This is a genomic window from Streptococcus parasanguinis (genome assembly GCF_032163505.1).
Taxonomy (GTDB): Bacteria; Bacillota; Bacilli; order Lactobacillales; family Streptococcaceae; genus Streptococcus; species Streptococcus parasanguinis_V.
In genome coordinates this window covers 325,524-339,074 of sequence record NZ_CP134147.1, presented here as the reverse complement: position 1 = coordinate 339,074, position 13,551 = coordinate 325,524, and the positions used below count along the sequence as shown (strand labels likewise).

11 protein-coding genes are annotated in these 13,551 nt (G+C 42.1%); 1 reads left to right on the top strand and 10 read right to left on the bottom strand.

The annotated features are described in order from the left end of the window. Positions 1–2: 2 nt before the first annotated feature. The 7 genes from RIN70_RS01800 to RIN70_RS01770 form a co-directional block, all read right to left on the bottom strand. Positions 3–869, bottom strand: coding sequence for a GNAT family N-acetyltransferase (locus RIN70_RS01800; protein WP_313790633.1), 867 nt, complete (start codon positions 867–869; stop codon positions 3–5). A 12-nt stretch (positions 870–881) separates the two neighbouring features. Continuing rightward, positions 882–1,499, bottom strand: a complete 618-nt coding sequence (cysE, locus tag RIN70_RS01795; RefSeq protein WP_313790632.1) for a serine O-acetyltransferase — start codon at positions 1,497–1,499, stop codon at positions 882–884. Positions 1,500–1,523: 24 nt separating this feature from the next. Continuing rightward, positions 1,524–3,746: a polyribonucleotide nucleotidyltransferase gene (gene pnp, locus RIN70_RS01790; RefSeq protein WP_313790631.1), complete on the bottom strand. Its 2,223-nt coding sequence runs from the start codon at positions 3,744–3,746 to the stop codon at positions 1,524–1,526. A 608-nt stretch (positions 3,747–4,354) separates the two neighbouring features. Further along, positions 4,355–5,092: a hypothetical protein gene (locus RIN70_RS01785; RefSeq protein WP_021154407.1), complete on the bottom strand. Its 738-nt coding sequence runs from the start codon at positions 5,090–5,092 to the stop codon at positions 4,355–4,357. 104 nt (positions 5,093–5,196) lie between these two features. Further along, a complete protein-coding gene (locus RIN70_RS01780; RefSeq protein WP_195623634.1) occupies positions 5,197–6,498 on the bottom strand; it encodes a DUF6287 domain-containing protein in 1,302 nt (433 codons plus the stop codon). 78 nt (positions 6,499–6,576) lie between these two features. Continuing rightward, positions 6,577–9,222, bottom strand: coding sequence for an SEC10/PgrA surface exclusion domain-containing protein (locus RIN70_RS01775; protein ID WP_195327160.1), 2,646 nt, complete (start codon positions 9,220–9,222; stop codon positions 6,577–6,579). 47 nt (positions 9,223–9,269) lie between these two features. Further along, the gene (locus RIN70_RS01770; RefSeq protein ID WP_195623635.1) at positions 9,270–10,235 is read right to left on the bottom strand and encodes a hypothetical protein; all 966 of its coding nucleotides are present in this window, start codon (positions 10,233–10,235) and stop codon (positions 9,270–9,272) included. Positions 10,236–10,565: 330 nt separating this feature from the next. On the opposite strand from RIN70_RS01770, the gene pepF reads away from it, so the two are divergent. After that, entirely contained in the window at positions 10,566–12,362 is a 1,797-nt protein-coding gene (pepF, locus tag RIN70_RS01765; RefSeq protein ID WP_070594797.1) for an oligoendopeptidase F, read from the top strand. A 50-nt stretch (positions 12,363–12,412) separates the two neighbouring features. On the opposite strand, the gene trxA is transcribed toward pepF, so the two are convergent. The 3 genes from trxA to rpsO all read right to left on the bottom strand — a co-directional run bounded on the left by trxA (position 12,413) and on the right by rpsO (position 13,531). Continuing rightward, positions 12,413–12,727 carry a thioredoxin gene (gene trxA, locus RIN70_RS01760; protein ID WP_003013593.1) on the bottom strand — a complete coding sequence of 105 codons (315 nt, stop codon included), beginning with the start codon at positions 12,725–12,727 and terminating at the stop codon, positions 12,413–12,415. Between the two features lie 12 nt (positions 12,728–12,739). Continuing rightward, positions 12,740–12,964 (bottom strand): DUF4649 family protein, encoded by a 225-nt coding sequence (locus RIN70_RS01755; protein WP_024054957.1) that lies wholly within the window; start codon positions 12,962–12,964, stop codon positions 12,740–12,742. Positions 12,965–13,261: 297 nt separating this feature from the next. Beyond that, the gene (rpsO, locus tag RIN70_RS01750) at positions 13,262–13,531 is read right to left on the bottom strand and encodes a 30S ribosomal protein S15 (RefSeq protein WP_003004251.1); all 270 of its coding nucleotides are present in this window, start codon (positions 13,529–13,531) and stop codon (positions 13,262–13,264) included. Positions 13,532–13,551: the final 20 nt, after the last annotated feature.

The window sequence follows — 13,551 nt, the reverse complement described above, 5'->3', positions numbered from 1 at the left end:
ATTCACTCTTTCCTATCTAGATAAACCACCTGAGTCTGTTTGACAAAGCCAATCTTTTCATACAAACGTTTGGCACCTACATTGCTGTCTTCCACGGCAATCTGAAAGGCCTTGTCATTTTGCTCAATGAGTTGGTTGACAAGGGATTTTGCCAGGTAGCTCCCATAGCCTTTGCCACGTTCAAGTTCGGCTATTGCTAAACCATAGAGGTAATTCGTATTACTCGATAAATCAACTGTACAAGTTCCAATAACCTGACCGTTTTTTAATAAAATATATAGGCGACTTTCTGGATCCTTCAGAGCTTTAGCGACATATCTATCCACAACTTCTCTAGATTCATGTTCCTCTGAAAATGCCTGAAATTTCAACTGACTAATTTGATCCTGATACGAACGATCTGCTAACAAAACGTCCAGATTGGAAACAGTTGCCAACGGATAAGGTCTTCTATCCTTACCTAACCAGGTTTCTGTCTCTTCATCCTCGACCAGTCCCCAGTTGTTGACAAAATCAGGATGGCGCTCTAGAAAAACACGCTCTGTCTGAAAAGTCACAGACTCAATGGGATAAGATGCCGTTTCTGTCTCAAAACTTCTATACAAAGCCCGCGCAATGCCTTGACGACGATGATTGGGGTGGACCAGAATCGCTACTTCCACATCTGGGTCATCTGCATAAACCGTTAATAGGCCAACAAGTTCACCTTTTTCATAATAAAGGAAAAAGGCGGGCATATCGGGATCAAAATTGAGCATATTGGAGAGATAAGGATCCCGAAAAGTTCCGTCATACTTCTGACAGATGGCAATAAGGGCCTTTGCTTCCAGTAGTTGGTGGTCATTCAATGTATGGGTTGAGTGAATCACGTAGCGATCTCCTTACAAACTCGAAGACCGATGACTGGCTTCCTTGGCATGCTCCAGCTTGTTCATGTAGTATTCGCGTTTTTCTTCTTCTTGGTGAATGACTGGCTCATCCTTCTTACCGTGAACACGAACAATTTTAGCAGGGATTCCGACAACGGTCACATCACTCGGTACATCGGAGACCACGACCGCTCCCGCTCCTACTTTGGCCTTGGCCCCAATCTCAATCGGACCGATGACCTGAGCATGAGCGGAGACCAAGGCTCCTTCACGAACCGTTGGATGGCGTTTACCGACATCCTTCCCTGTTCCCCCAAGGGTCACCCCGTGGTAGAGCATGACGCCTTTTTCAACAATGGCCGTTTCCCCGATAACGAGGCCCGCTCCATGGTCGATAAAGACACCAGAAGCAATGGTCGCTCCTGGATGGATTTCAATCTGGGTCCAAAAACGCCAGAACTGACTATGCATCCGCGCCAAGAGCTTAAAGCCATGATTCCACAAAAAGTGGGAAACACGGTGAGCTGCCAGTGCTTTGACGCCCGGATAGGTCAAAAGGACCTCCAGCGAGGTACGCGCTGCTGGGTCATTTTCTTTTACAATATCGATGGTTTCACGCCACCATCCCATACCGTGCTCCTCCTTTTCTAATGATTATTCTGAATCTTTTTGTGTAATAGTAAAGTCTTTTTTAGGTTTGTGGTCTTTATTGTGGTGACGAGGACGATCGCCATGGCGATGAGTTTTTTCACCTTTTTCCTCGCTGTTTTCTGCTTTTGGCGGACGAGGGAGAAGAGCTTTCATAGAAGCATCAACACGACCTTTTTCGTCAATCTTTATAATCTTCACATCGACTTCATCACCGATGGCTACCAAGTCTTCGACACGATTGGTGCGCGTCCAAGCCATTTCAGAGATATGAACGAGGGCATCCGTCTTGTCAAAGAGGTTGACAAAAGCACCAAATTTCTCGATCCGAACCACTTTAGCATGGTAGACTTCGTCCACTTTGGCTTCACGAACCAAGCCTGCAATGATTTCTTTAGCACGGTTAATGGCAGCTTGGTCGCTCGAGTAGATAGATACGTTACCTTCTTCGTCGATATCAATCTTAACGCCTGTTTCAGCGATGATCTTATCGATGGTTTCTCCACCCTTACCGATGACAATCTTAATCTTGTCCACATCAATCTTGATGGTATCAATTTTCGGAGCAGTTGGCGCCAATTCTGGACGAACTTCTGGAATGGTTGCTTCGATCACATCAAGGATTTCAAAACGAGCTTTCTTGGCTTGGGCAAGAGCCTCCGTCAAGATTTCTGCAGTAATCCCTTGGATCTTGATATCCATCTGAAGGGCTGTAATCCCGTCACGCGTACCTGCGACCTTGAAGTCCATGTCGCCAAAGTGGTCTTCCAAACCTTGGATATCTGTCAATACTGTATAGTTATTTCCATCAGAAATGAGACCCATTGCAATACCTGCTACTGGCGCCTTGATTGGCACACCACCCGCCATAAGGGCAAGTGTTCCCGCACAGATAGAGGCTTGAGATGAAGAACCGTTTGATTCCAAAACTTCTGCTACCAAACGAATCGCATATGGGAATTCTTCCAAGCTTGGCAAGACTTGAGCAAGAGCACGCTCCCCAAGAGCACCGTGACCAATTTCACGACGACCAGGTGCACCGTAACGTCCAGTTTCCCCTACAGAGTATTGTGGGAAGTTATAGTGGTGCATAAAGCGTTTCTTGTACTCTGGATCCAAACCATCGATGATTTGCGTTTCACCCATTGGTGCCAAGGTCAAAACAGAAAGGGCTTGCGTTTGTCCACGAGTAAAGAGGCCTGAACCATGTACGCGGGGAAGGTAGTCGACTTGTGCATCCAAAAGACGGATTTCATCAACCTTACGACCGTCAGGACGTACCTTGTCTTCTGTGATCAAACGGCGCACTTCTGCGTGTTCCATTTGTTCCAAGATTTCAGCCACATCCCGCATGATGCGGTCAAATTCTTCGTGGTCTGCATATTTTTCTTCGTAAACTGCTGTTACTTGATCTTTCACTGCTTGAGTTGCAGCTTCACGCGCCAATTTTTCTTCAACTTGAACAGCTTTTTGAAGGTCGCTGTTGTAGGCTGCGATGATTTCAGCTTGCAAGTCAGCATCTACATGAAGCAATTCTACTTCTGCTTTTTCTTTCCCAACTGCTGCTACGATTTCTTCTTGGAAGGCAATCAATTCTTTAACAGCTTCGTGCCCTTTCAGAAGAGCTTCCAACATGATTTCTTCTGACAATTCTTTAGCGCCAGACTCTACCATGTTGATAGCGTGTTTGGTACCAGCTACTGTCAATTCAAGAAGCGAGCGCTCAGCTTGTTCTTGCGTTGGGTTGATGACGATCTCCCCATCCACATAACCTACTTGTACTCCAGCGATTGGTCCGTCAAATGGAATATCTGAGATAGACAAGGCCAATGATGAACCAAACATGGCTGCCATTGGTGCAGAGGCATTTTCATCGTAAGAAAGTACTGTGTTAATCACCTGCACTTCGTTACGGAAGCCTTCCGCAAACATAGGACGGATTGGACGGTCGATCAAACGCGCTGTCAAAGTCGCATCTGTTGAAGGACGTCCTTCCCGTTTCATAAAGCCACCAGGAAACTTCCCAGCCGCATACATTTTTTCTTCGTAGTTGACTTGAAGTGGGAAGAAATCCCCAGTTGCCATCTTCTTAGACATGACAGCTGCCGTCAAGACAGTTGACTCACCGTAACGTACGACAACAGCGCCATTTGCTTGCTTGGCAACCTGACCAGTCTCTACGATTAACTCACGACCCGCAAAAGTCGTTTGAAACACTTGTTTTGTCATTGTAATCCCCTTTGGATTGATAAAATTATACGACTTGCCTACAAAGATCAAGATATTTTGGACGGTTCGGCTTGCCGAACATTTCTGTAGAAAAATAGGAAGGTGACACCGCACTCGATGAGTGCTAGGAAGCTTATCTTTTTTCCTAAGAAATGAGGCCAAAATTCAGTTCATCAGGATACAAAGGGCGTGAAGAATCCCGTATGAAAATAGGAGATTGGCGCAGTGTGCCACGCACACTAGGAAATCTATCTTTTTCACTAGGAATTTAGCCCGTGTTCAACTATCAAGATACTTAGGCCGCCAAAAGCAAAGTAAAAATAGGAAACTGACGAAGTCTTCGATGAAGACAAGACAGTTTATCTTTTTTACACAGCTTTTCGGCCGGGTTCAGTTACTCAAGATACCAAGGCGTCAAGCAACTCAACGAGATAGGAATTTCAACAGCCTATCTGTATGTTATATCCTCATCTTTGTATCCAAGCACGTATACCTTTTATTTTAACATATTCAAGCCCAAAAGAAAAAGGCTTTGAGGGCCTTTTTCTTTGATTCTTCAGCAAGTTCTATATAAAAATTTTAGAGCTGGATATAGCTTTTGATTATTTTTACGATTTTGCGAATTCTGTACTGTCGACATAAAAGCGTGTTTTATGGCTTCCACCCTTGTAGTTCTTATTGTTACGTTTCAAGACAAAACGTCTGTATGGATCGGAAGTACCTTGGATAGTCGTTGTCACTTCAACTGAATCTTCATTGACCACCCATTCATCAGGCGAAGGGATTTCCATCGGTGGCATCGCTCCTCCACGACCACCAGGTACAATTTCGTAGAAGGCCTTGTCTTTTGTCGAATAGAGCCAGCCGTCCTTCTTTTCGTTTGTCAGTTGGATCAGCTTGTCTTGTGACAGACTGCGGATAGAGTCCGATGTCTCTTCTGCATTCAATTTATCAATGACATCTTGCAGATTATAGGTTCCCGGCGTGTAGGTATTGTAGTAATCAATGAACATGTCTTGCGGGTAACCATCAACCGCACCGTGATCATTGTTCAACTCTAGCAAGCGAGTCGGTTGCACCTGAAGTGAATAGGTCAAAGACGCACTGTTTTCAATGATCGAGTAGATATCCGCTTGGTCCGCTTTTGACAAGGTCCCAATGGCTTCTTTATCATGCTCATCTGACTTAGCTTCTTCTGACTGTTCTTTTTCTTGCGCCTTGTCAGATGATTTTTTGACCGATGAAGCTCCTACTGGACTGTGCTTACGCTCATAGCGTTTTGGGGCGCAGGCTGCTAGGGAAATTACCGAACCAACTGTTAAGAATAAAATAATAAATTTTTTCACAATATCTCCTATTTTTTTATCCTAGTCTATCAAAGGAAATCTATTTACTCAGTATCAATGAAGAGACCACTAGCAAATATAATTTTTTGTTTTTCTAACCTTTTTTAGTCTTCCTTATAGAACAAGTCGCTTTGATCTGAAATAACATTCTGACCCCAATAAATAATATCCTTACTATTATCAACAGAAAAATTTCCATATTTTAATGATGCAGGAAACTCTTGACCTGCTGGGAAAAAACTCATTGCTGAAGCACCAGCTGGGGCAGTTGAATGAACACTACTACTTAAGTATCCAAATTCATGATTAAAGCGGTCTACAACCTGATCTGTTGGTGCACCATTTATCTTTGATATACCGTTATCATCAAATGTTACACTCATTCCTTTCCCATTTCTCCAGGTCCCTGCAATACTTGAAAAATCACCGTTCTGAATTTCTTGAATATTCATTCCACTGCTTTTCTTACTTGTGCTTGCTGATTTAGAACCATCCACACGCGTTGTATAGTCAAGGGCAATCCAGCCTTGTCCAGATTCCAATTTGCCCCAGGTATGACCATCTGCCTCTACGGTTTCCGTGATGGTGTGAATACCTTTTGCGATCATTCCTGCAGAGGGAGCTGAGGTTGAGGGCTCTTTTCGAATACGGAGATCCGACACACTGACTTGTACTTGGAAGCTTTCCGATTTTTTCTCTTCTGCTTTCGCTGTTGATTTGGAATCCCCTGAACCTTCAAAATTTTTCCAGTCCAGCTTACTGAGATCCAACTTCTTAGCTGAAATCCCAAGAGCTTGTTCTGCTGTTTCCTTCCCACCGATTTGAATGGTTGCTTTCTTTTCTTCCTTGGCTTCCCCTTTTCCTAGTGAATAAAGGGTTAATTCCATTTCTGGATTAAGGGATTGCCAAGTGGCGTAGACGATTTGTCCATTGTCAAAAACATCTAAGCTGGAGCGATAGCCACCTGCAGAAGCTACATAGGCTACATGGAGCAAGGTTGGCTGGTTATCTTTCAAATAATACACAGCAGCAATCGTTTTGCCATCCCCTATCAGCAGTTCGTCATTACCATCACGATTAAGATCATCAAAAGCATATTGCCACTCATTGGTACTCCCAAGTGTTTGAAGGTTAAAGACATACGCATATTCTTCTGAAGTTGCTTCGATCTTCTTCAGTTCATTTTGTAAAGCTGTTTTGTCCTTAGTATGAATGGCAACCGCATAAGACTTATAGCGATCTAATACCTCTTGATAGTGCTTTTGACCTGTATCCTTCTTCTCTTTTTTGACCGACGAAGAGCTTGCCGTTTTCGGTTTGCTTTGGCGTTCATAACGTTTGGGCGTGCAAGCTACTAGAGATAGCACGGATGCACCTGCTAATAGTGTAATCATAACCTTTTTCATAAAAAATTCCCCATTTAACTATCTTTTTCTTAAAATTATATCATTTTAGGCTGGGTTTCCCCAGCCTAAATAGAATTTTTATTTTGATTCGCGTTTGCGTTTCAATCCAACAAAACCTAGAGCTGCCATTGCTAGCCCCATAAGTCCAAGTGTACTTGTAGTTCCACCAGTTGATGGCAATTTCTTCATATTTGCTTGTTCTTCTTGAGCTGCAACTGGTGTGTTTGCACCAGGAGTTCCTGTTACGATTGGGACGATTGTCTTCATCACTTTGTTTTGAGTGGATTCATGACGAACTGGTTCGTTGCGACGAGTTTCTTCTTCGTGTTTGATACGTTCTTGTTCGAGACGAATTGCTTCTTCCAATTGTTTCGCTTTAACGAGTTTTTGATAAGCTTCGAAGACGCGAGTGTAATCTTCTTGAGCCACTTTCGCTTTTACTTTCAAAGCTTCAAGTTTTGCAACTTCTGTTTCAAGAGTTGCTTTAGCTTCAGCTGTTTTAGCTTTTGCTTCAGTTAGTGCTTTTTCAGCTTCAGCAAGTTTTGTAGGAGCATTCTTGAGCAATTCAAGATAATCTTTTGCGTCTTGTACGGCTTGTTCTGCTGATTTGACAGCTTGTTTAGCACGTTCAACTTTAGCTTTAGCTTCAGTTGTTGCAAGACCTTTTGCTTTCAAATCGTTTTCAGCGTCGATTGCTGTTTTAAGAGCAAGTTTAAGATCTTCTTCTTGAGCAACCAATTTAGCTTTAGCGTCTTTTAATTCAGATTCGCGTTGTGCACGAACTTGTTGCAAGTTTGCAAGATTTGATTTAGCTGTTGCAAGTTCATCTTTAGCTGTTTCAAGAGCTTTTGCAGTTTCAACTACTTTAGCTTGAGCTGCTGGAGTTTGTTCTTTGACCGCAAGCGCGTCATCGTATGCTTTTTGAGCTTTAGCAATAGCATTTTGAGCAGCGTTCAATTTTGTTTGAGCGTCAACTTGAGCTGATTTTGCAGAAGCAAGATCATTTTCAGCAGATTTAACGGCTTTATCCGCTGCTATTTTCTTATCTTTTGCTGCCTGAAGTGCTTGTTCTTTCTCTGCAATCGAAGAAGTAAGGGAGGATTTGTATTCAGCATCAGTACTAATATAGTCTGCCTTATCTTCGTTCATAGCACGGCTTGTTGACAAAATGTGAACCGCACCAGAACTTATACCGATACCAATACCAGTTCCTTGAAGTGTGATTAAATGTTTTGTGTGACCGTTAGATTGGTCACCATCGGCAAACATCATTTTACGGATTGCGCTCGCAATGTCTTGTTTGATATTTAACATAGTGTATCCGTCAAAGTTTTCTTTATGCCATTCTGGTAAAAGTCCCCCAAGAGATTCTCCCGCACCGTATTGTCCAAGAATTGAAGATAGGTGTTCCCAATTTTTAAGAAAATTAAACTTATCTGGTGTCCCTCCATTATCCGCATAGAACTTAGAATATCCATGAGCAATAGTGTCAGCCATTTCTTGACCACCTACTGTCAATTGAAGAGGTTCTATTGTTTTACCTGGTTCGCGTTTAGACCAATATTGTTGGTTAAGGTCATTCAACATTTGAGCCGTAAATTCAGCAAGTTCTTTACGTTGAGCTGATGTAAGATTTGCAAGATCGACGACTTCTTTATTAGAGCCAATGCCTGTTTGGCTATAAGCATCCCAGTCGATTTCTGGTTGCAATTTCATGAACTCATCTTTATGAGAGATGAACCATTCGTAGTCCTTAATATCGTGTTTTGCATAGTCAGCAGGAACGAAGATTTTACGGAGAGCTTCGTCTTGTTTCAACTTAGCAACTTTTTCTTGATAAGCGGCGTTTGCTGCATCAAGTGCTTTTTGAGCTTCATCAACTTCAGCTTGAGCGACACCTGCTTTAGCTTTTGTTTCAGCAAGAGCTTTTTCTTTTGCTTCTACGTTAGCTTTTGCATCAGCGAGACCTTGTTCAAGAGCAGGAACGTTCTTTTCAGTACGTTCTTTTTCGAGAGCTGATTTTGTTTCATCAATTTTAGCTTGACGGGATGCGTCGAATTCTTTTGCACGAGTCAATTCATCTTGAGCGGCTTTATTCACAGACTCTGCATCTTTCAGTTTATTTCCCGCAATCGTCACTGTCTCCTGTGCTCTGGTCAGTGTTGTCTCATTAAGAGCTTGTTCTGCCTTCTTCACTTCTTCCTTGGCTAATGCGACTTTTGCTTTTTCATCTTCTATTTTTTTAGTAGCCTCTTCATATTTTTTTCCTGATTCGGCTTCTGCTGTCTCAGCTGATTTCACACCTTCTTCAGCCGTTTTTACACTTTCTTCAGCTGATTTCACACCAGCCTCTTTTGTTTTAATGGCTTCTTCAGCTTTTGCAATATTTTCAGGAGTTGCTTCCCTCGCAGCTTCTTTTGTTTTTTCATAGGTTGCTGCTGCCGTTTTTTCAGCAGCTTCCGCTTCCTTAGCCTTTTGATCCGCTGCACTGACAACCTTTTCTTGTTCTGTTACCGTTTTAGCCGCAGCATCAGCTTGCTCTTTTGCTGTATCAACTGCCTCTTTTGTAACCTCAGCAGTATGGTCAATATTTGAAACAGTTGCTGATGTCCCTGTCTGAGGTTGAGCAACTGGCGCTTCTTCAGCTTGTACAACTGAAGTTACAGCAGTAGCGGCAATAATAGTAGCACCGATAGCAATACTTTTCTTTGTTGTTTTATTCATAATCATATTCCTTCTATTTACTTCCCTACCTATTTATCCCGGATTTCTTATCTTCCATAACGAATATTCTCAAGTTCACTTGCTACAGCACGTGATGCAGCAGCTGCTTCTTGTGTTTCTGCAATTTGTCTAGCACTTAAAATATTTGCATGTTCTTGAAGCTTGATCATTCGTTCTTGATTAATAATCTGCTCTTTTTCAAGTTCGATCATCTCTGCCTCAAAGGCTCGACGGGCTGCACGGTCTAAATATGTATCGTATAGATTAATTGCTTCCTTTATATTATCTGCTTTGAAATTATTAAACGCGTGAATAAGATAGTTCACTGCATCTAGTGCATAATAATCTTTAGGGTACCATCCTTGACCAATTGCTACAGCTTGATTCCGGAAATTTTCCATCAAACGTCCCTCTTGCTGATAGGCCAATTCTAATCGTTGATTTTCTGCAACTACTGCTTGGTAATCTCTTAAATGCTGCTCATTTTTATTACGAATACCTTTATTCACAAACGCAATCATGAGTTCCAGCTTATTTTGAATGATGAAATAGGTGGCTACAATTGATACTCCAAGTAGAATTAATGTTATAGGATTAGGAGTCAAAAGCAAACGTAGAGGGAATACCAGTAAGATCCCTCCCATAATCAGTGTCGCTGGATAAATCCAGCTATCCTTTGAACCTTTCATACGACGATACAATAGAAATAAAAATCCTGATAAGAATAATACTTCAAAGATAATATCTCCGATTAATCGATTCACAGCACCAAGTAAGATGACATACAATAAATCCCCTAATAGTATCGAAATACTTGAAAATACCATAATTGAAAAAGCAAGCTTGAGGGATTTATGAGACAATGTGTTGTCGTTATATTCATCTTGTTGAATCAATTTGGATGTTCTCATTTGATTAACAAGTGTAACCTGACGTGAACGGGCTTGAATAAATCCCAATATATTCTCACGAATGAGTTCTAATTTAGAGACAATTTCTTCTCTTGTTTCCATATATAACCTCCCCTATCACTAATTAGCAACATTTTACTAAAATTTTGAATACAAGAATTGCCACAAAAAATTATCAAACAATCCTTATATTCTTTATAGCTATTAGTGTTGAGTATTGCATGAAATGCAATACTCTGATGTACTTAGTATATCAGCAAAATTTCAATCCATGTCTTACCTAAATATAGTAGTTAGAATTGAAATTTTAATCTAAAATGTTTTCCCAGCTCTTTTCAAGATTTTTACACAAGCATTTTCCCCTCTTCCTCTATGTTTCTGCCCTTTTTTCTGATATACTTAGTATAGTTATTTGATCAAAAGGAGAACACTATGGAATTAAAAAAACGTTCTGAATTTCCTGAGAACGAACTCTGGGACCTCACAGCCCTCTACCAAGACCAGGAAGACTTCTTGCGTGCCATTGAAAAAACACGTGAAGAAATCAATGAATTTGTCCGTAACTACAAAGGCAACCTCCACACCTTTGAAGACTTTGAAGCTGCCTTTGCAGTCTTTGAACAAATTCAGATCCAACTCAGCCACATTGGCAACTACAGCTTTATGCCCCAAACGACGGACTTTAGCGATGAAGCTTTTGCGGAAATTGCCCAAGCAGGGATGGATTTCGAAACTTGGGCCAGCGTTGAACTTTCCTTCTTTGATGATGCTTTGGTAGAAGCGGATGAAGAAGTCCTTGAACGTCTGGGACAACTCCCTCACCTCACTTTTGCCATTCGTCAGGCTAAAATCAAAAAAGCTCACTACTTGGGAGCTGATGTGGAAAAAACTCTGACCAACCTTGGTGAAGTCTTCTACGGACCGCAAGACATCTATACCAAGATGCGGGCAGGTGACTTTGAAATGGCTGATTTTGAAGTAGATGGAGAAGTTTACAAGAATAGCTTTGTCACCTATGAAAACTTCTACCAAAACCATGAGAATGCGGAAGTCCGTGAAAAAGCCTTTCGTTCCTTCTCAGAAGGTCTCCGCAAGCACCAAAACACGGCTGCTGCTACCTATCTAGCCCAAGTCAAATCTGAAAAACTAATCGCAGATATGCGAGGCTACGATTCCGTATTTGACTATCTCTTAGCTGAGCAGGAAGTGGATCGTGCCATGTTTGATCGTCAGATTGACCTGATCATGAAGGACTTCGCTCCAGTAGCTCAAAAATTCCTCAAACACGTGGCCAAGGTCAACGGCCTTGAGAAAATGACCTTTGCTGATTGGAAGTTGGACTTGGACAGTGCGCTCAACCCAGATGTTACCATTGATGATGCTTATGATTTGGTCATGAAATCTGTGGAACCTCTTGGCGAAGAATATTCCCGCGAAATTGCCCGCTACCAAACCGAACGTTGGGTCGACTTTGCTGCCAATGAAGGCAAGGATTCCGGTGGTTATGCAGCCGATCCATACCGTGTCCATCCTTATGTCCTGATGAGTTGGACAGGACGGATGAGCGATGTTTATACCCTGATCCATGAGATCGGACATTCTGGTCAATTCATCTTCTCAGACAACAACCAAAGCTACTTCAACGCCCACATGTCGACCTACTATGTGGAAGCTCCTTCTACTTTTAACGAGCTCCTCCTCAGCGACTACTTGGAACACCAGTTTGACGATCCTCGTCAAAAACGCTTTGCCCTAGCTCACCGTTTGACAGACACCTACTTCCACAACTTCATCACCCACTTGCTGGAAGCAGCCTTCCAACGCAAGGTCTACACCCTGATTGAAGAAGGTGGAACCTTCGGCGCTAGCAAGCTCAATAGCATCATGAAGGAAGTCTTGACCGAATTCTGGGGAGACGCTGTTGAAACAGATGACGATGCGGCTTTGACCTGGATGCGCCAAAGCCACTACTACATGGGACTTTACAGCTACACCTACTCAGCTGGATTAGTAATCTCAACAGCGGGTTACTTGCATTTGAAAAACTCTGAAAACGGAGCTAAAGATTGGCTGGACCTCCTCAAATCAGGCGGTAGCAAGACACCACTTGAGTCAGCCATGATTATCGGAGCAGATATCTCAACTGACAAACCACTTCGTGATACCATCCAATTCCTTTCAGACACTGTCGATCAAATTATTGCTTACAGTGCAGAATTGGGAGAATAAGATTCAAAAAAAGCTAAAGAAGGTTCATTCCTCTTTAGCTTTTTTGCTTTTTAACTCAACTCTGCCACAATGGCCTTAATTTGTGCTGCGGTATGCACTCCTGCTACTTGTTTAACAACCTGCCCATCTTTTTTAAAGAGCAAGGTTGGAATGGACATAATGCCGAAAGCACGCGCTGTTTCTGGATTTTCATCCACATCCATTTTTAGGATTTTTAACTCATCTTCCGAAAGTTCTTCCGATAATTTTTCTAAAATAGGAGCTTGCATGCGACATGGACCACACCAGGTTGCCCAAAAGTCTACCAAGACCAAGCCTTCTTTTGTTTCTGCTTCAAATGTTGCGTCTGTAATTGCTTTTGCCATTTTCTTTCTCCTTTAGTTTTGGTACTGCGTCAAATCTTGCTTCATCAAATAGAAGAAGACATCTCCGTAAGTCCCTTGGTAATCCAATTCATGCCCATTATAGGTCAGTTTCACAACAGGATAAAAATCTGCTACCCCAATCAAGCAAGCTTGTTGGGAGCGTTCAAACTCATCGTAGGAATCAAAATGCATGACTCTTTCTTGTTTTGCACCATCTAGATATGTAATATCAATCATATCGATAACCTCTATTTCTTAAGATGTGTCTATTGTAACTCTGTCAATTACATCTATCAAATAAAACGACTTACTCAGAATCATGAATCTTGTCCGAAAAAAGATAACAAAAAAGCCCTCTGAATCCAGAGAGCTGTTTTGAGCTCGGGCTAAAATCTTGGTGAAAACAAAAAATCTCCCCGAAGGGAGATAGATCTGGTCTATTTTACCTTACGATGCTAGGAACCGTAGCCGAAGATTATACTCGAGTATATCGAGGCAAGGTGACAACGCAGCGTAAGTGGAAAATAGAGCAGATTAACGACGAAGTCCAAGAGAGTTGATCAACTCACGGTAACGGTTAACGTCGTTTGTACGAAGGTAAGCCAACAAGTTACGACGGCGACCGATTTTCTTCATCAAACCACGGTAAGTAGCGTGGTCTTTTTTGTGTTGTTTGATGTGTTCGTTCAAGTGGTTGATTTCCCAAGTAAGGACAGCAACTTGTACTTCTACTGAACCAGTGTCACCTTCGTGACGTGCGTATTGTGCAATGATTTCATTTTTTTTCTCTTTTGAGATTGCCATGATAAGCTCCTTTTCTTTAT

Bases quoted from the DNA above. Each gene is read 5' to 3' on its own strand.
- cysE (WP_313790632.1), bottom strand. From the start codon at position 1,499: ATGGGATGGTGGCGTGAAACCATCGATATTGTAAAAGAAAATGACCCA.
- pnp (WP_313790631.1), bottom strand. From the start codon at position 3,746: ATGACAAAACAAGTGTTTCAAACGACTTTTGCGGGTCGTGAGTTAATC.
- RIN70_RS01780 (WP_195623634.1), bottom strand. From the start codon at position 6,498: ATGAAAAAGGTTATGATTACACTATTAGCAGGTGCATCCGTGCTATCT.
- RIN70_RS01775 (WP_195327160.1), bottom strand. From the start codon at position 9,222: ATGAATAAAACAACAAAGAAAAGTATTGCTATCGGTGCTACTATTATT.
- RIN70_RS01770 (WP_195623635.1), bottom strand. From the start codon at position 10,235: ATGGAAACAAGAGAAGAAATTGTCTCTAAATTAGAACTCATTCGTGAG.
- pepF (WP_070594797.1), top strand. From the start codon at position 10,566: ATGGAATTAAAAAAACGTTCTGAATTTCCTGAGAACGAACTCTGGGAC.
- trxA (WP_003013593.1), bottom strand. From the start codon at position 12,727: ATGGCAAAAGCAATTACAGACGCAACATTTGAAGCAGAAACAAAAGAA.
- RIN70_RS01755 (WP_024054957.1), bottom strand. From the start codon at position 12,964: ATGATTGATATTACATATCTAGATGGTGCAAAACAAGAAAGAGTCATG.
- rpsO (WP_003004251.1), bottom strand. From the start codon at position 13,531: ATGGCAATCTCAAAAGAGAAAAAAAATGAAATCATTGCACAATACGCA.